General features: G+C 61.8%; 17 protein-coding genes and 1 pseudogene. 7 read left to right on the top strand and 11 right to left on the bottom strand.

Features of this window, described 5'->3' with window-relative positions; all coding sequences use genetic code 11:
* Positions 1 to 62: 62 nt before the first annotated feature.
* Positions 63 to 2,960 carry an Rne/Rng family ribonuclease gene (locus ACODR6_RS17940; protein WP_489023341.1) on the top strand — a complete coding sequence of 966 codons (2,898 nt, stop codon included), beginning with the start codon at positions 63 to 65 and terminating at the stop codon, positions 2,958 to 2,960.
* 89 nt (positions 2,961 to 3,049) lie between these two features.
* Here the strand turns inward: ACODR6_RS17940 and ACODR6_RS17945 are convergent, their stop codons facing one another.
* From ACODR6_RS17945 to ACODR6_RS17965, 5 genes are all read right to left on the bottom strand, one after another.
* Positions 3,050 to 3,307, bottom strand: coding sequence for a hypothetical protein (locus ACODR6_RS17945; RefSeq protein WP_112720416.1), 258 nt, complete (start codon positions 3,305 to 3,307; stop codon positions 3,050 to 3,052).
* Between the two features lie 165 nt (positions 3,308 to 3,472).
* Positions 3,473 to 4,726: a D-arabinono-1,4-lactone oxidase gene (locus tag ACODR6_RS17950; protein WP_489023343.1), complete on the bottom strand. Its 1,254-nt coding sequence runs from the start codon at positions 4,724 to 4,726 to the stop codon at positions 3,473 to 3,475.
* A 75-nt stretch (positions 4,727 to 4,801) separates the two neighbouring features.
* Entirely contained in the window at positions 4,802 to 5,002 is a 201-nt protein-coding gene (locus ACODR6_RS17955) for a hypothetical protein (protein ID WP_489023345.1), read from the bottom strand.
* Positions 5,003 to 5,031: 29 nt separating this feature from the next.
* Positions 5,032 to 5,439, bottom strand: a complete 408-nt coding sequence (locus tag ACODR6_RS17960; RefSeq protein WP_489023347.1) for an SRPBCC family protein — start codon at positions 5,437 to 5,439, stop codon at positions 5,032 to 5,034.
* Entirely contained in the window at positions 5,436 to 5,765 is a 330-nt protein-coding gene (locus ACODR6_RS17965; protein ID WP_112720420.1) for an ArsR/SmtB family transcription factor, read from the bottom strand. The genes ACODR6_RS17960 and ACODR6_RS17965 overlap by 4 nt, the downstream gene beginning before the upstream one ends.
* 151 nt (positions 5,766 to 5,916) lie before the next feature.
* On the opposite strand from ACODR6_RS17965, the pseudogene ACODR6_RS17970 reads away from it, so the two are divergent.
* A pseudogene (locus ACODR6_RS17970) lies at positions 5,917 to 6,414 on the top strand (ribonuclease H family protein).
* Positions 6,415 to 6,470: 56 nt separating this feature from the next.
* Here ACODR6_RS17970 and ACODR6_RS17975 read toward each other — a convergent pair.
* Positions 6,471 to 7,628, bottom strand: a complete 1,158-nt coding sequence (locus ACODR6_RS17975) for a pyridoxal phosphate-dependent aminotransferase (RefSeq protein WP_489023349.1) — start codon at positions 7,626 to 7,628, stop codon at positions 6,471 to 6,473.
* 203 nt (positions 7,629 to 7,831) lie between these two features.
* On the opposite strand from ACODR6_RS17975, the gene ACODR6_RS17980 reads away from it, so the two are divergent.
* The 5 genes from ACODR6_RS17980 (at position 7,832) to aat (ending at position 11,656) form a co-directional block, all read left to right on the top strand.
* Entirely contained in the window at positions 7,832 to 8,590 is a 759-nt protein-coding gene (locus tag ACODR6_RS17980; protein WP_489023351.1) for a DsbA family protein, read from the top strand.
* A gap of 145 nt (positions 8,591 to 8,735) precedes the next feature.
* Complete coding sequence (gene aroQ / locus ACODR6_RS17985) at positions 8,736 to 9,173, top strand: type II 3-dehydroquinate dehydratase (RefSeq protein WP_112720423.1); 438 nt, start codon at positions 8,736 to 8,738, stop codon at positions 9,171 to 9,173.
* Positions 9,174 to 9,195: 22 nt separating this feature from the next.
* On the top strand, positions 9,196 to 9,675 hold the full coding sequence (accB, locus tag ACODR6_RS17990) for an acetyl-CoA carboxylase biotin carboxyl carrier protein (RefSeq protein WP_112720424.1): 480 nt from the start codon (positions 9,196 to 9,198) through the stop codon (positions 9,673 to 9,675).
* Positions 9,676 to 9,685: 10 nt separating this feature from the next.
* Entirely contained in the window at positions 9,686 to 11,035 is a 1,350-nt protein-coding gene (accC, locus tag ACODR6_RS17995) for an acetyl-CoA carboxylase biotin carboxylase subunit (protein ID WP_130282528.1), read from the top strand.
* A 6-nt stretch (positions 11,036 to 11,041) separates the two neighbouring features.
* Entirely contained in the window at positions 11,042 to 11,656 is a 615-nt protein-coding gene (gene aat, locus ACODR6_RS18000) for a leucyl/phenylalanyl-tRNA--protein transferase (protein WP_203429048.1), read from the top strand.
* A 271-nt stretch (positions 11,657 to 11,927) separates the two neighbouring features.
* On the opposite strand, the gene ACODR6_RS18005 is transcribed toward aat, so the two are convergent.
* From ACODR6_RS18005 to gatB, 5 genes are all read right to left on the bottom strand, one after another.
* Entirely contained in the window at positions 11,928 to 12,365 is a 438-nt protein-coding gene (locus tag ACODR6_RS18005) for a DUF2155 domain-containing protein (protein WP_489023354.1), read from the bottom strand.
* Positions 12,366 to 12,483: 118 nt separating this feature from the next.
* On the bottom strand, positions 12,484 to 12,879 hold the full coding sequence (locus ACODR6_RS18010; protein ID WP_112720428.1) for an NADH:ubiquinone oxidoreductase subunit NDUFA12: 396 nt from the start codon (positions 12,877 to 12,879) through the stop codon (positions 12,484 to 12,486).
* A 104-nt stretch (positions 12,880 to 12,983) separates the two neighbouring features.
* On the bottom strand, positions 12,984 to 13,448 hold the full coding sequence (locus ACODR6_RS18015) for a GNAT family N-acetyltransferase (protein WP_489023356.1): 465 nt from the start codon (positions 13,446 to 13,448) through the stop codon (positions 12,984 to 12,986).
* Positions 13,449 to 13,455: 7 nt separating this feature from the next.
* Complete coding sequence (locus ACODR6_RS18020; protein WP_489023358.1) at positions 13,456 to 13,962, bottom strand: GNAT family N-acetyltransferase; 507 nt, start codon at positions 13,960 to 13,962, stop codon at positions 13,456 to 13,458.
* A 50-nt stretch (positions 13,963 to 14,012) separates the two neighbouring features.
* A complete protein-coding gene (gene gatB, locus ACODR6_RS18025; RefSeq protein ID WP_203429050.1) occupies positions 14,013 to 15,518 on the bottom strand; it encodes an Asp-tRNA(Asn)/Glu-tRNA(Gln) amidotransferase subunit GatB in 1,506 nt (501 codons plus the stop codon).
* Positions 15,519 to 15,635: the final 117 nt, after the last annotated feature.

A 15,635-nucleotide genomic window follows, 5' to 3' on the forward strand; every position in this document is an offset into this window, starting at 1 on the left:
CTGCCTGTCCTAGACACCGGCGGGAATGCGCGTATCGGGCTGCGCCGAGGAGCACAGCTTACATGGCAGACAAAATGCTTATCGACGCGTCTCACGAGGAAGAGACGCGCGTCGTTGTCGTTCGCGGGAACCGCATAGAAGAATTTGACTTCGAGTCGCAGCACAAGAAGCAAATCCGCGGCAACATCTATCTTGCTAAGGTAACGCGGGTAGAACCCTCGCTGCAGGCCGCTTTCGTTGATTACGGCGGCAACCGGCATGGCTTCCTGGCCTTTGCCGAAATCCATCCCGATTACTACCAGATCCCGCTGGCCGACCGTCAGGCGCTGCTGCGCGCCGAGGCCGAAGAGCATCGCCGCGACGACGACGTCGAGCATGTCGAGACCGCGCCGATGAACGATCCGGCGAACCAGGAGCAGCCCGACATCGGCATCGTCGCCAAGGACGAGCCTGCCGAGGACGTCGCAGCCGAGGCTCCGGCCGAGGCAGAGGCTCCGGTTGCCGAAGAAGCCGCTCCGGCCAAGAAGAAGGCCGCGGCCAAGCCGCGCCGCAGCCGCAAGAAGGCTGTCGAAACCACCGCGACCGAAGACGCCGTTCCGACCGATGTCGAAGCACCGGTTGCTTCCGTCGATAGCGACGACGATTCGAATGGCGGCTCGATGGCCGCAATGGTCGAAAGCGACTCGATCTCGGAAGAAGTCGATTCCCGCCGCCGCGGCCATGACGACGATGACGACGACGATCACGACCATGAAGAAGAAGTGATCGAATCCGTCGGCGCCGAAGACGCGATGGAAGAAGTGCCGGATCGCGCAGCCCGCCGTCCGCGCAAGCAGTACCGCATCCAGGAAGTCATCAAGCGCCGCCAGATCCTGCTCGTGCAGGTCGCCAAGGAAGAGCGCGGCAACAAGGGCGCGGCTCTCACCACTTATCTGTCGCTCGCAGGCCGCTATTCGGTTCTGATGCCGAACACGGCGCGTGGCGGCGGCATTTCGCGCAAGATCACCAACCCGCAGGACCGCAAGCGGCTGAAGGAAATCGCCCGCATGCTGGAAGTGCCGCAGGGCATGGGCGTGATCCTTCGTACCGCCGGTGCCAACCGCACCAAGGTCGAGGTCAAGCGCGACTTCGAATATCTGATGCGCCTGTGGGAGAACGTCCGCACGCTGACGCTCGCCTCGACGGCTCCCTGCCTGGTTTACGAAGAGGGATCGCTGATCAAGCGCTCGATCCGCGACCTCTACAACAAGGATATCGGCGAGATCATCGTTGCCGGCGAAGAAGGCTACCGTGAAGCGAAAGACTTCATGAAGATGCTGATGCCGAGCCACGCCAAGGTGGTTCAGCCTTACCGCGACATTCACCCGATCTTCTCGCGCTCCGGCATCGAGGCACAGCTCGACCGCATGCTGCAGCCGCAGGTGACGCTGAAGTCCGGCGGCTACCTGATCATGAACCAGACGGAAGCGCTGGTTTCGATCGACGTCAACTCCGGCCGTTCGACGCGCGAGCACTCGATCGAAGACACGGCGCTGCAGACGAACCTCGAAGCCGCCGACGAAGTGGCGCGCCAGCTTCGCCTTCGCGACCTTGCCGGCCTGATCGTCATCGACTTCATCGACATGGAAGAAAAGCGCAACAACCGCGCTGTCGAGAAGCGTCTGAAGGAATGCCTGAAGAACGACCGCGCCCGCATCCAGGTCGGCCGCATCTCGCATTTCGGCCTTCTGGAAATGTCGCGCCAGCGCATCCGCGCTTCGGTTCTGGAATCGACGACGCAGGTCTGCTCGCATTGCGGCGGCACCGGCCACGTCCGTTCGCAGTCCTCCGTTGCCCTGCACGTCCTGCGCGGCATCGAGGAATATCTGCTCAAGAACACGACGCACGACATCACCGTACGCACCACGCCTGACATCGCGCTCTACCTGCTCAACCACAAGCGCCAGTCGATCGTCGATTACGAAACCCGCTTCGGCGTGGCGATCGTCATCGGTGCCGACAACAGCATCGGTTCGCAGCATTTCGCGATCGATCGTGGCGAACCGGTCGAGAACCCGGTCAAGATCGAAACGCTCTTCAACTTCGCGGCTATCCCCGACGATGACGACGACGATGTCGTGATCGAGATGGACGAGGAAGAAGACGAAGAGCTGGAAGAAAAGGCAGCCGCCAGCGAGCGTCCTGCCCAGCAGCGTTCGGAAAGCGATAGCGAAGGCGGCAACCGCAAGCGCAAGCGCCGCCGCCGCCGTCGTGGTGGCCGTGGCGGCAATGGCGACCAGGCTTCGGGCCTCGAAGCCTCCGCTGAAGACGGTGCCGACGAAGCAGAAGGCGATGAGGACGAGGCAGAAGGCGATGAAGCCGCTGCAACCGAAGCCCGCGCCGAAGGCGATAGCGACAACGAGCAGCGCCGCAAGCGCCGCCGCCGTGGCAAGCGTGGCGGACGCCGCAACCGTGACGAAAACGGCGAACTGAGTGCCGATGCCGCCGACGGTGAAGGTGAAGGCGACGCCGAGTCGGAAGCCGAAGCCGGCGAGACCGTCGCGGTCGAAACCCAGGCCGAAGTGATCGAAGCCGTTGCAACTGACGCAGCCGAGGGCGAAGGCGCCATGGCAGCAGTCGAAACCGGTGCCTTCGTCACCGAAGAGGTCAAGCCTGCCAAGGGTCGCGGTCGTGGCCGCCGCAAGGCAGCTGCATCGCCGGTCGAAGAGCCTGTTGTCGCCGAAGAAGCGCCTGCAGCCGCTGCAGAGCCGGAAGCCGAGACTGTCGAAGCATCCGCCGATCTCGCCGCTCCTGCTGCTGAAGCCGCTGCGGCCGAAGAAGCAAAGCCGGTCCGTGCCAACCGCGAATCGAACATCTCCTCGTCTGCGCCGACCGTGAAGTCGACCCGCGAGGCTGCCGAGGCCGAAGGCGACGGCAAGCCGAAGAAGGCCGGCTGGTGGCAGCGCCGCGGCTTCTTCTAAGAAGCCTGACAGTTCAAAACAAAAATCCGGCCGTGGAAACGCGGCCGGATTTTTTTATGGCTCAAGGATTGATTGGGATCGGCGAAGGCTCAGACTTCGACATGGATCGCCAGGACGGCGGTCGCGGCGTGGTCGCGGACGTTATAGCGCAACTCGCCCTCGACCTTGACGAGGACGTAGGATTTGCGGCCTTCCTTCAGCTTGGCATCGATGTGATCGGTATCGAAGGGGCTGACCAGCGTCACCATGTGCGAGCGGTCGGTTTCGAGGCTTCCGAGCTTCTGCAAAGAGGTCAGTATCTTGACCCAGTCGCGGTCGTCCGGAAGGTATATGATAAAGCGGTTCACTGCCTGCTCCTGAACAAGAAGCAGACGTCATATCACCCTCCAGCGTGACCTGAGCGTGACACCACCGGCAGTTATCAAAGGCATCGGAAGAGCCTGCCTTCCTGCTACCGGAAAGACATTTTCATGAGTAAAGCCGGAAGTACGGATGTAGCGGCATGCCGATTTTCAGGCCTCGCCGGCGCCGAAGACGACCGCGTCCAGCCAGGGATTCGAGAACTTGCGTTCCGGGTCCATCCTGTTGCGAAGATTGACGAAATCGCCAAACTTCTCATAGCGCGCACCGATGCCGCGCTCGTTGAAGACCTTGCCCCAATGCGGCAGCGCGTTGAACGGCTGTAGCGCCTCCTCGATATGGCGCACCGCCTCGTTGACGGCATCCTGATCCCGCTGCCAGGTGAAGTGCATCGATAGCGTATCGCGCTGATATTGAGGGCTGAGCCAGAGCGTGTCGGCTGCGACGGTACGGAACTCGCCGGCCTGGATAAGCGGCGCGAAACGCTCGCGAATCTTCAGCAATGCCTCGATTGCGGCTGCGCCATGCTGCCGGGGCACGTGGAATTCCGACTGTATCTCCGCGCCGCTGCTCGGGGTGAAGCCCATCTTGAAATGCGGCAGCCGGTCGGACCAGCGTCCGTAGCGGCCGAGCTGCTCCGTCGAGTTGCCGGCGTCGAGCCCGATGATCGGGTGACGGTTCACCGTGGCGCGCACCGCGCCATGGAGCTCTGCCGGCCAGTCAGCGTCGGAAGCCGTCCGCTTCAGCCAGATCGCCCCCGCCTTCTCCGCCCATTGCGTGAAGACGCTGACGCTGTAGCCGGCGGCCATGATTTGATCGAGATTGGCAAGCAGCTGATCCCAGGCGAGATCCTCATAGACGCTCTGGGCGATTTCGAATTGCGGTCTTACATCGAGGCTCACCCGCGTCACGATGCCGAGCGCGCCGAGATGGACGACCATGCCGTCGAAACCGGGCTCGCCGCGCTGGATCTTGACGAGGCTGCCGTCAGCGGCGACGAATTCCAGAGCCGATACCGCGGTTGCCAGATTGCCGTTGCCGTCGCCCGATCCATGGGTGGCCGTGGCGATCGCGCCGGCAATCGAGATATGCGGCAGCGAGGCGAGATTGTGGATTGCCAGCCGCTGGCCGTGGAGAAACTGGGCAAGATCGCCATAGGTCCAGTGTCCGCCGACGCTGACTTCGGTGCCGTTGCTCTCGACCACCGGATTGGCAGGCATATCCGTCAGCCGGATCGCGGTACTGCCATCGGCGATACCGTTGAAGGAGTGGCCGGAGCCGACTGCCTTCAGCGATCCCGATTGCGCGACGATGCTGCAAAGCTCATCCACCGAGGTGGGGCTGAGGCATTCCCTGAAGCTGTAGTGATAGCTCTCCGCCCAATTGGCTGCCGGAACCTGACGCACGCTACGAACCCTCCCGAATCCATTTGTCGCCTCGACGTTAGCCGAAACGCGCCGGGTTGAAGAGGCCGCTTGGCGTCAATTCCGTCCTGCCAGATAAGGCAGGACGAAGAGATAGAGGCCGCTGAAAAGCAGCAGGAACAGCGGCAGCAGCGGCGAATAGACGACCCATGCCGGCGGTGTACCGAAGGCCATGGTTGCAAAATTGGCGGCGACGGTCACCGTGAAGATGATCGAGATCCAGCGGTGCGCCTGCCGGATAAATCTGCTGAAAGCCAATGTTTCCTCCCTGAAGATATGACCGAAACTCAAGCGCGCGCCAGCAGCTGCTCGAGGTTCTCGAAGAATTTGTGCCAGCCTGCGCGTGCGCCCATGAAGCCCTGCTGCTGGTCGGGGCGGAATCCGGATTGCTCCATGCGCAGATGCGTGCCCTTCGCCGTCGGCGTCAGGGTCCATGTCACGACGCTTTCGAGGCCATGGGCGTCCCAGCTGTAGGAGAGCGTCCTGTTCGGCTCGACTTCGCGGACCGCGCAATCGACCGAGCCCCAGTCGCCGCTGAACTTGAAGCGGTGGTCGACCACCGGCTTGAAATCGTTCCGCATCAGCCAATCCTGCAAGAGATGCGGCTGCGTCAGCGCGCGCCATATCTTTTCCGGCGGAAAGGCGATCTCCCGCTCGACGATCACGGTGCGCCGTTCGTGGGTTGCGTCGCTCATTGGTCCATCCTCTTCAAAAGCTCTTCGAGATCATCGAACCGGCTCTCCCAGAAGCCGGCCATCTTCGTCGTCCAATCCGCCAGCGGGGCCAGAGCCTCGATGCGGGCGCTGTAATGCGTCTGGCGTCCCTCATGCCGGTCGCGCACTAGGCCCGCCTGCTTGAGGACGGCGAGATGCTTCGAGACGACGGGCTGCGAGACCCCTGCTCCCGATGTCAGCACGCCGACCGTCTTCTCGCCCTCCAGACACAGGCGCTCGAAAAGCGCGCGGCGGGTCGGATCGGCGAGCGACCGGAAAAGCAGGTCCTGGGTGCTTTGTGTTTCCAATTCATACCTCATTGGCTATGGGTTTATTCATAGCCATATGGGTATTGATTAGTCAAGAGGCTTGTGAACGGGCTCCGCTCGAACGCAGACAGGCCTTCACCTTGCCGCTACCCTAAAAGCAATGATTCCAGCACAAGGCCCCTCCACTGGCATGACCGAGATCTTAGACGCGCCGGATATGCGCCGCGGCCTCCACCTGTTCACCGATGGCTCCTTCGATCCGAAGTCCGGCCACGGCGGCTGGGCATTCGCTGCGTATCGCGACGGCGCCGAAATCGCATCGGCATCCGGTGGCGTCGTTAAGGCCGAGAATAACGGCATGGAACTGCGGGCAATCCTGTAAGCGGCGCGGTGGGTCGATGCAAACGCATCTGGCGAGACCGCAGTCATCTGGACAGACTCGGCCTATGCCATAAAGGGCTGCACGCTCTGGAGGCCGATCTGGCGGAACAACGGCTGGAAGAAGATCGGCGCCAACGCCAATCTGAGGAATCGGGCGATCGCCAACAAGGACATCTGGCAGGCGATCGACGGCGCGCTATCGCGCAACGCCGCCTTGACGATCGCCTGGTGCAAGGGCCATGCCGGCATCGGCGGCAATGAGCTGGCGGAGCGCGGGCGCCTGTCGCTTCGCCCGCTCACAAACTGATTCAAGCGCCTGCGGAATTGATTCAGGAAACCGGCGCAAGCGCAGGAAAACAGACTCTATTTCAGCCAGCCGGCCATGCGCTCGACGGCCTCAGCGATCTCCGATTCGGATCCCGCGTAGGACATGCGCATCGTCCTGTTTCCCTCCAGCGGATCGAAATCGAGACCCGGCGTGGCCGCGACATTGATCTCCGCCAGCATACGCTTGGCAAAGGCCATGCTGTCATTGCTGAAGCGTGTGACGTCGACATAGGCGTAGAAGGCGCCGTCCATCGGCGATGCCACCGGCAGGCCGATTTCGGGCAGCCGCCGAAGCAGGAAGTCACGATTGGCGGCATAGCTCGCCTTGTAGACGTCGAGCTCGGCCGCAGCGCCAAGCGCTGCCGTCGCGGCGATCTGCGACAGTTCCGGCGGCGAGATATAGAGGCTCTGGGCGACGCGCTCGATCGGGCGCACCAGTCGCTCGGGCAGCACCATCCAGCCGATCCGCCAGCCCGTCATGCAATAGTATTTCGAGAAGGAGTTGATCACGATCGCCTCGTCGGTCAGCTCCAGCGCGCTGGCCTCCTCGCCGGCGAATGTCAGGCCGTGATAGATCTCGTCGGAGATGAAGGCGATCGAATTGGCGGCGCAATAGTCCGCAAGCGCCTTCAGCGCCGCCCTGCCTGTCACCGTTCCGGTCGGATTTGCCGGGCTTGCGAGCAAGATGCCCTTCAGCTTCACGCCATTCTCGCGCTGTGCGGCTTCCAGGCTTTCCGGCGTCAGCGTGAAATGCGTCTCGGCCGTCACGGCAACTTCGATCACCTTCAGTCCGAGGGCGCCGAGGATGTTGCGATAGGCCGGATAGCCGGGCCGAGCAATCGCCACAGCGTCACCGGCATCGAAGAGCGATAGGAAAGCGAGATTGAAACCGGCAGACGAGCCCGTGGTGATGGCGATCCGCGCCGGATCGATCTCCAGACCGTGGCGATCGCGATAGTGCCAGGCGAGCGCATGTTTCAGCCGCGCTGTCCCCAGCGCATCGGTATAACCGATCTTGCCTTCCGCAAGGGCTGCGCGGGCCGCCTCAAGCGCTGCCTGCGGGGCCGGATGCGAGGGCTGGCCGACCGCCATGGAGATGACCGGGTGGCCGGCGGCGCGCCGTTTGGTCGCCTCGGCCAGGACATCCATGGCGTGGAATGGCTCGACTTCGCTGCGCTTCGATACGGAAAACAAGGTCTGATAACTCCGGATATTCAATTGCGGCCAGACAATTGCCGCATTATCAGGTTCATCACAATCCCGCGATTGCGCGGCGATCCAGAAAAATCCTGTTTGATGGCCGGGCCGCACACCGTAATTTGATGCTTCGCATTCAAGCCCATTAACCGGGCGATGTTATGAAGCGGCATCGCATTCGATCAGCCGACGAGGACACAATGGCTCTCTTTCCGAAAACCTTCACCGCCCTTGCGCTCGCTGCCAGCTTTGCGATGCCCCTGCCCGCTGCCGCACTCGACGATGCGCAGAAGAAAGAATTCGGCGAGTTCATCAAGGAGTACCTGATCCAGAACCCCGAGATCATGCTCGACGTTCAGGACGCCCTGCAGAAGAAGCAGGAAGAAGCCCGTCTCGTCAAAGCCAACCAGGTGATCAGCGAGAACAGCAAGAGCATCTTCGACGCCAAGGACGATATCTCGATCGGCAATCCGAAGGGCGACGTCACCATCGTCGAGTTCTTCGACTATAATTGCGGCTACTGCCGCCACGCGCTCTCCGACATGCAGACGATGCTGAAGAAGGACAAGAATGTCCGCTTCGTGCTGAAGGAATTCCCGATCCTCGGACCGGAATCGGTTGCCGCCCACAAGGTTTCGGACGCTTTCCGCAAGCTGGCGCCGGAGAAATACGAGCAGTTCCACCTGGCGCTGCTCGGCGGCGAAGGCCGTGCGGATGAAGACAGCGCCATGGAAGTCGCCTCCTCGCTCGGCGTCAACGAAAAGCAGATCCGCGACGAAATGGCGAAGAGCCCGGATACCGGCTCGGTGCAGAACGCCTATGACCTGGCGCAGAAACTCGGCATTTCAGGCACGCCGTCCTATGTGATCGGCAACGAGCTGGTGCAGGGTGCGGTCGGCTTCGACGACCTGGAAGCGAAGGTCAAGAACATGCGGACCTGCGGCAAGACGAGCTGCTGAGGCTCTCGCCCATCAAATCGCCAAAATCCAAGCGTTTCAGCCATGTGGACAAATATGGCACGATTCGGGATGCCTATCCCAAAGGGCTTTCATTAAGGCCATGGGGAGTCTATAGGTTGCCCTCGTGCATTCAATGGAACACTCGATGACGCAAACGATTTTCGTCCTGAACGGGCCAAACCTGAACATGCTGGGCAAAAGAGAACCCGGCATCTACGGTGGCAAGACGCTTCAGGACATCGAGGCGGATTGCCGGGCTGCGGGCAAGGAACTCGGTTTCGAGATCGACTTCCGCCAGAGCAACCACGAAGGCACGCTGATCGACTGGTTCCATGAAGCCAACGACAAGGCGGCAGGCGTTGCCATCAATGCCGGCGCCTACACGCATACATCCATTGCACTGCATGATGCGATCAAGGCTATTTCCATTCCGGTGATCGAGCTCCATATCTCGAACGTGCATGCACGCGAAGAATTCAGGCACAAGTCGATGATTGCCCCTGCCTGCAAGGGTGTAATCGCCGGCTTCGGCCCCCACAGCTACATTCTGGCGCTCCAGGCGCTGAAGAACCTCACGGCATAAGAAGAAGACAGGGCAAACACTCATGGCTGAAAAGAAATCCGGTATCGACCAGGCACTGATCCGTGACCTCGCGAACATCCTCAACGACACGGACCTGACGGAAATCGAAGTCGAGCAGGACGATCTGCGCATCCGCGTTTCGCGCGGCGGCAACATGCAGTACGTCCAGGCGCCGATGGCGGCTCCGGCTTACGCTGCTGCTCCGGCAGCTGCAGCACCCGCCGCTGCCGCGGCACCGGCCGCAGCAGCCGCTCCGGCGCGCAACCCGGCCAACACGGTCAGCGCTCCGATGGTCGGCACTGCCTATATGGCACCGGCTCCGGGCGCGCGCGCCTTCATCGAAGTCGGCTCGACCGTCAAGGAGGGCCAGACGCTGCTCATCATCGAAGCGATGAAGACCATGAACCAGATCCCGTCGCCGAAGTCGGGCAAGGTCACGGAAATCCTCGTCGAGGACGGAAGCCCCGTCGAATACGGCCAGGCCCTGGTCGTCATCGAATAAGGCGGGCGTCATGGTCTCCAAAATCCTCATTGCAAACCGCGGTGAAATTGCGCTGCGCGTCTTGCGCGCCTGCAAAGAGCTCGGCATTCCCTGCGTCGTGGTTCACTCCACGGCAGATGCCGACGCCATGCATGTGCGCCTCGCCGACGAGAGCGTCTGCATCGGCCCGCCGCCTTCGCGTGACAGCTATCTGAACATTCATCAGATCGTTGCCGCCTGCGAAATCACCGGCGCCGACGCGGTTCACCCGGGCTACGGCTTCCTCTCCGAGAACGCCAAGTTTGCGGAAATCCTCGAAGCCCACGGCATCACCTTCATCGGCCCGACGGCGGAGCATATCCGCATCATGGGCGACAAGATCACCGCCAAGACGACGGCGCAGGAACTCGGCATCCCCGTTGTTCCGGGCTCCGACGGCGAAGTGAAGACCGAAGAAGATGCGCTGAAGACGGCCGCCGAAATCGGTTATCCCGTCCTGATCAAGGCAACCGCCGGCGGCGGTGGACGCGGCATGAAGGTTGCCAAGTCCGAAGCCGACCTGATCGAGGCATGGTCGACGGCCCGTACCGAAGCTGCTGCCGCTTTCGGCAACGAAGCCGTCTACATGGAAAAGTATCTCGGCAAGCCGCGACACATCGAAGTTCAGGTGTTCGGCGATGGCGAAGGCAATGCGATCCATCTCGGTGAGCGCGACTGCTCGCTGCAGCGCCGTCACCAGAAGGTCTGGGAAGAAGCCAATTCTCCCGCCCTCAACGTCGAGCAGCGCATGAAGATCGGCCAGGTCTGCGCCGACGCCATGAAGAAGCTGAAGTACCGCGGCGCCGGTACGATCGAGTTCCTCTACGAGAACGGCGAGTTCTATTTCATCGAAATGAACACCCGTCTTCAGGTCGAGCATCCGGTCACCGAAGCGATCACCGGTATCGACCTCGTGCATGAGCAGATCCGCGTTGCCTCCGGCGGCGGTCTCTCGGTTACGCAGGACCAGATCACCTTCGAAGGCCATGCCATCGAATGCCGCATCAATGCCGAGGACGCGCGCACCTTCGTGCCCTCGCCCGGCACGATCACGCATTTCCATGCGCCCGGCGGTCTCGGCGTGCGCATCGATAGCGGCGCGTATCAGGGCTACAAGATCCCGCCCTATTACGACAGCCTCATCGGCAAGCTCATCGTGCACGGCCGCACCCGCGTCGAATGCATGATGCGCCTACGCCGCGCGCTGGACGAATTCGTCGTCGACGGCATCAAGACCACGCTGCCGCTGTTCCAGGACCTGGTTTCCAACCAGGACATCGCGAATGGCGACTACGACATTCACTGGCTGGAGCAATATCTGGCCAGCACCAAACCGGCCTGATCCGGAATGGCAGGGTCGCGCAGGAAGTCCCCAGGTATTACCCCGGAGATCCTCCTGCGCGCCTACTCCATCGGCCTCTTCCCGATGGCCGAATCGGCTGACGACCCGGAAATCTTCTGGGTCGAGCCGGAGCTTCGCGGGGTGATCCCGCTGGACGACTTCCACATTTCGAAAAGCCTGGCGAAGACCATTCGCCGAAAGCCGTTCGACATCCGCTTCAATTCGGATTTCGACGCGGTGATCTCGGCCTGCGCCGAGGAAACGTCCGGGCGGCCGAGCACCTGGATCAACGGCACCATCCGGCAGCTCTATTCGACGCTCCATCGCATCGGCCATGCGCATTCGGTCGAGGCCTGGGACGGCGACGAGCTGGTCGGCGGCCTCTATGGCGTTTCGCTGGGAGCGGCCTTCTTCGGCGAGAGCATGTTCTCGCGACGCACCGATGCCTCGAAGATCTGCCTCGTGCATCTGGTCGAGCGGCTGCGGGAGAAGGAATTCAAGCTGCTCGACACGCAGTTTACTACCGAGCATCTGAAGACGTTCGGGGCGATTGATGTTCCGAAGGAAGAGTATGCCGTGATGCTTGATGCGGCGATGGATTCGCCTCATCTGCAGTTTTAGGGACAGAGCGCCCGCCCTCCTCCTTCAAGGCCCTTTGGGCACCTCAGGATGAGGGCCCTCTTGGGTCGTTGCGCTTATCGTGGGGTTGCGGTTGGTGCGCCCGCCCTCGCCCTTCGAGGGTCGCTTTGCTCCCACCTCAGGGTGAGGGCTTCTCTATCTTGAATGCAGCTTCCCACGACGGCATATGCTCCGCCCTCATCCTGAGGTGCCCGAAGGGCCTCGAAGGACGAGGGTCGGCCACCGGGGGCACGACACCAAACCAATCAGAAATTCACTTGGCCTTTGCCGCGCCATCTGGCGCCGGCACGTCGGACTGCGCCTTGCAGTCCTTCAGCCAGACGTCATAGATCGGATGCTCGACGGCATTCAGACCCGGGCTGTCGGCAAACATCCAGCCGGTGAAGATGCGGCGGATCTTGCGGTCGAGGGTGATCTCGTCGACCTCGACGAAACCGTCGATCTTCTGCGCTTCCGACTGGTCGCGCGAATAGCAGGCCTTCGGCGTCACCTGCAGGGCGCCGAACTGGACGGTCTCGTTGACATAGACGTCGAAGGTGGTGATGCGGCCGGTGATCTTGTCGAGGCCGGAGAAGACGGCGACAGAGTTTTCGATGCGCGCGGCGGACGCCGCCTGCGGCAGGAAAGAGGAGCCAAGCGCCAGGGCGATCCCGGCGGCACGCAGGACATGGTTCCGCGTGAAAAGCTGCATATCTACCCGTCTCCACCGCATCTCAAGACAATGGCCGCAGCTTCTGCGGCCAACCTGCGGGTAAAGGTCAATTGTGGCCAAAAGCGGGGCCGGATGGCCCGCTTCACGGTCGAGAAACTCAGTTGCCCGGCGTCCAGGCGTCGTAGTCGCCGGTGACGCGCGGACGCTCGCCGGTTGCGGCCAGCGAACCCGGCGGACGGTAAGCCTGCGGCGAACCGGTCGGGTTGGCGCGGTGCGCCTTTTCCCATTCCTTGGCCGCGTAGTTTTCCTTGGACGGCGGGGTATCGGTGCGATGATGCATCCAGCCGTGCCAGCCCGGAGGGATGGCGGAGGCTTCGGCATAGCCGCTGTAGATCACCCAACGCTTCGGCAGACCGTAGGAAGACAGGCCGCCTTCGTAATAGACATTGCCAAGCTCATCTTCGCCAACACGCTTGAAGCCGCGAAGCGCAAACAGTGTTCCCAGCGTGTAGTGGTTCCACCAGGTGAAAATGTGCAGCAGGAAGTTCTTCATGTCTGTTCCTTGTGCTTGAGGGAGGTCAAGCGGGACTGGAATTCGTTCACTCGCTTATGCCGCCGGAAGACCTGATTGTCCAGTGATTCCAGATCGGCAAAGGCTCATTTCAGGGCCATCTTGAAGCCGAGATGCGACGGCTCAAAGCCCAGGCGCTCGTAGAAGCGGTGTGCATCCTTGCGCTTGCCATTGGAGATCAGCTGAACGCGGGAGAAACCGCGGCTTTTTGCCTCTGCGATGCAGAACTCGATCATCTGCCTGCCGATGCCCTGCCCGCGCAAATCATCGCGCGTCTGCACCGCTTCGATGATCATGAAGGAGGCGCCGCGGCCGGTCAGCGTTGTCGCTATCGATATCTGAAACGTGCCGGCAACTTCGCCGGACAGTTCGGCAACATAGAGCGTCTGATCCGATGACGCGGCAATCGCGGAGAAGGCCCGCAAATAGTCGGGAAAGGCAGCCTCGTCAGTCGTATCGCCATGGCCGCCGATATCGTCGGCGGCAAACAGCGCGATCAAGGCGGCAAGGTCGGCTTCCCGGGCTTCACGGATGATGAGCTGGCCGGTCATGAGGCTCTCAATGGGTGGGGAGATGCTTTTCGAGCACGAGCGTGGCGATGCCCGACTGGCCGGGACCGACATTCTCGTTGCGGCCGACTTCGGCGAAGCCGAGCCTGGTGTAGAAGCTGATCGCTTCGGCGTTCTTCGGCTCCACCTCGAGGCGCATGATCTCGGCGTCGGGGAAGCAGGTTTCGAGCTCGGCGAACATGTCGCGGCCGATGCCCTGCCGCTGCAGCGCCGGGCGAACGTAGAGGAGATGCAGCACTGCGGTCTTCGCCATATCCGTGGACATCACGGCATAGCCGACGCCGCCGATATCCTTGCCGCTATCGGCAACGACGAACTCGGCACTCTTCTTCGCCAGCCGCTCTTTCAGGGCTGCCGAAGAGAACAGATGGGCGATGAGTTCGTTGACCTTCGGCTCGCCATAGAAGCGATCGTAGGCGGCGTGAAAACTCTCGACCAGGAGAGTGCGGACCTGCTCCAGATCACGCTCACCGGCGGTGCGGACGAAATAGACCATTGTCGCTTTCCTGTGGCGCGGCGGCAGCGCGGTGCTGCCGCCTGCCGAGGTTATTCCTCGACGATGCCGAGCTTGGCCTTGACCAGCGCCTGGACGGCCTGCGGATTGGCCTTGCCGCCGGTTGCCTTCATGACCTGACCGACGAACCAGCCGGCCAGTGTCGGCTTTGCCAGAACCTTGGCGACCTGATCCGGGTTGGCGGCGATGATCTCGTCGACAGCCTTTTCAATGGCGCCGGTGTCGGTCACCTGCTTCATGCCGCGGCTTTCGACGATCTCGGCCGGGTCGCCGCCTTCGTTGAGAATGATCTCGAAGAGGTCCTTGGCGATCTTGCCGGAGATGGTCTCGGCCTTGATCAGGTCGATGATGCCGCCGAGCTGGGCCGGGGAAACCGGAGTCGATTCAATGTCTTTGCCGAGTTTGTTCAAGGCGCCGAGCAGGTCGTTGATGACCCAGTTGGCAGCCATCTTGCCATCGCGGCCAGCGGCAACGGCTTCGAAATAATCGGCAATCGCCTTTTCCGAAACCAGAACCGAGGCGTCATAGATCGACAGGCCGAGTTCGCGCACGAAGCGCTCCTTCTTGTCATCAGGCAGCTCCGGCAGATCGGCCTCGAGCGCCTTGATGAAGGCGTCGTCGAATTCGAGCGGCAGCAGGTCCGGATCGGGGAAGTAGCGATAGTCATGCGCATCTTCCTTGGAGCGCATGGAGCGCGTCTCGCCCTTGTTCGGGTCGAAGAGGCGGGTTTCCTGATCGATGCTGCCGCCGTCTTCGAGAATGCCGATCTGGCGGCGTGCTTCGTATTCGATCGCCTGGCCGATAAAGCGGATCGAGTTGACGTTCTTGATTTCGCAGCGCGTGCCGAAACCTTCGCCCGGGCGGCGCACGGAGACGTTGACGTCGGCGCGCATCGACCCCTCGTCCATGTTGCCGTCGCAGGTGCCGAGGTAGCGGACGATCGAGCGCAGCTTCGTCATATAGGCCTTGGCCTCATCGGACGAGCGCATGTCGGGCTTCGAGACGATTTCCATCAGGGCTACGCCCGACCGGTTCAGGTCGACATAGGACATGGTCGCATGCTGGTCGTGCAGTGACTTGCCGGCGTCCTGTTCCAGATGCAGGCGTTCGATGCCGATCTCGATATCCTCGAACTGGCCCTGGCGATCAGGACCGAGAGAGATGACGATCTGGCCCTCACCGACGATCGGATCCTTGAACTGCGAGATCTGATAGCCCTGCGGCAGGTCGGGATAGAAATAGTTCTTGCGGTCGAACAGCGAGCGCTTGTTGATCTGCGCCTTCAGGCCGAGACCGGTGCGCACAGCCTGCTTGACGCATTCCTCGTTGATGACGGGCAGCATGCCGGGCATGGCCGCATCGACGAGCGAGACGTTGGAATTCTGCGGCTTGCCGAATTCGGTCGAAGCGCCGGAGAAAAGCTTCGAATTCGACAGCACCTGCGCATGGACTTCCATGCCGATGATGACTTCCCAATCGCCAGTGGCGCCGGGAATGAAGCGTTTCGGATCAGGCGTGCGAACGTCGACAAGGGTCATTTGATGCTCTTTGGAAGGCTGTTCTTTTCATCTGGTGAGGTAAAGGAAATGGCTTGCGGGTGCAAGGCTTTCGGCGCGCTTGAGCTATCGGCTCCCGTTTTCGGGCTGTTAACAGCG

It is taken from the genome of Rhizobium sp. FG96, assembly GCF_057808655.1.

Excerpts from the sequence above, each read along its gene's own strand:
- ACODR6_RS18015 (WP_489023356.1), bottom strand. The coding sequence starts at position 13,448 with ATGACCGGCCAGCTCATCATCCGTGAAGCCCGGGAAGCCGACCTTGCC.
- accB (WP_112720424.1), top strand. The coding sequence starts at position 9,196 with ATGGCTGAAAAGAAATCCGGTATCGACCAGGCACTGATCCGTGACCTC.
- gatB (WP_203429050.1), bottom strand. The coding sequence starts at position 15,518 with ATGACCCTTGTCGACGTTCGCACGCCTGATCCGAAACGCTTCATTCCC.
- ACODR6_RS18020 (WP_489023358.1), bottom strand. The coding sequence starts at position 13,962 with ATGGTCTATTTCGTCCGCACCGCCGGTGAGCGTGATCTGGAGCAGGTC.
- aat (WP_203429048.1), top strand. The coding sequence starts at position 11,042 with ATGGCAGGGTCGCGCAGGAAGTCCCCAGGTATTACCCCGGAGATCCTC.
- aroQ (WP_112720423.1), top strand. The coding sequence starts at position 8,736 with ATGACGCAAACGATTTTCGTCCTGAACGGGCCAAACCTGAACATGCTG.
- ACODR6_RS17980 (WP_489023351.1), top strand. The coding sequence starts at position 7,832 with ATGGCTCTCTTTCCGAAAACCTTCACCGCCCTTGCGCTCGCTGCCAGC.
- accC (WP_130282528.1), top strand. The coding sequence starts at position 9,686 with ATGGTCTCCAAAATCCTCATTGCAAACCGCGGTGAAATTGCGCTGCGC.
- ACODR6_RS18010 (WP_112720428.1), bottom strand. The coding sequence starts at position 12,879 with ATGAAGAACTTCCTGCTGCACATTTTCACCTGGTGGAACCACTACACG.
- ACODR6_RS17940 (WP_489023341.1), top strand. The coding sequence starts at position 63 with ATGGCAGACAAAATGCTTATCGACGCGTCTCACGAGGAAGAGACGCGC.
- ACODR6_RS18005 (WP_489023354.1), bottom strand. The coding sequence starts at position 12,365 with ATGCAGCTTTTCACGCGGAACCATGTCCTGCGTGCCGCCGGGATCGCC.
- ACODR6_RS17960 (WP_489023347.1), bottom strand. The coding sequence starts at position 5,439 with ATGAGCGACGCAACCCACGAACGGCGCACCGTGATCGTCGAGCGGGAG.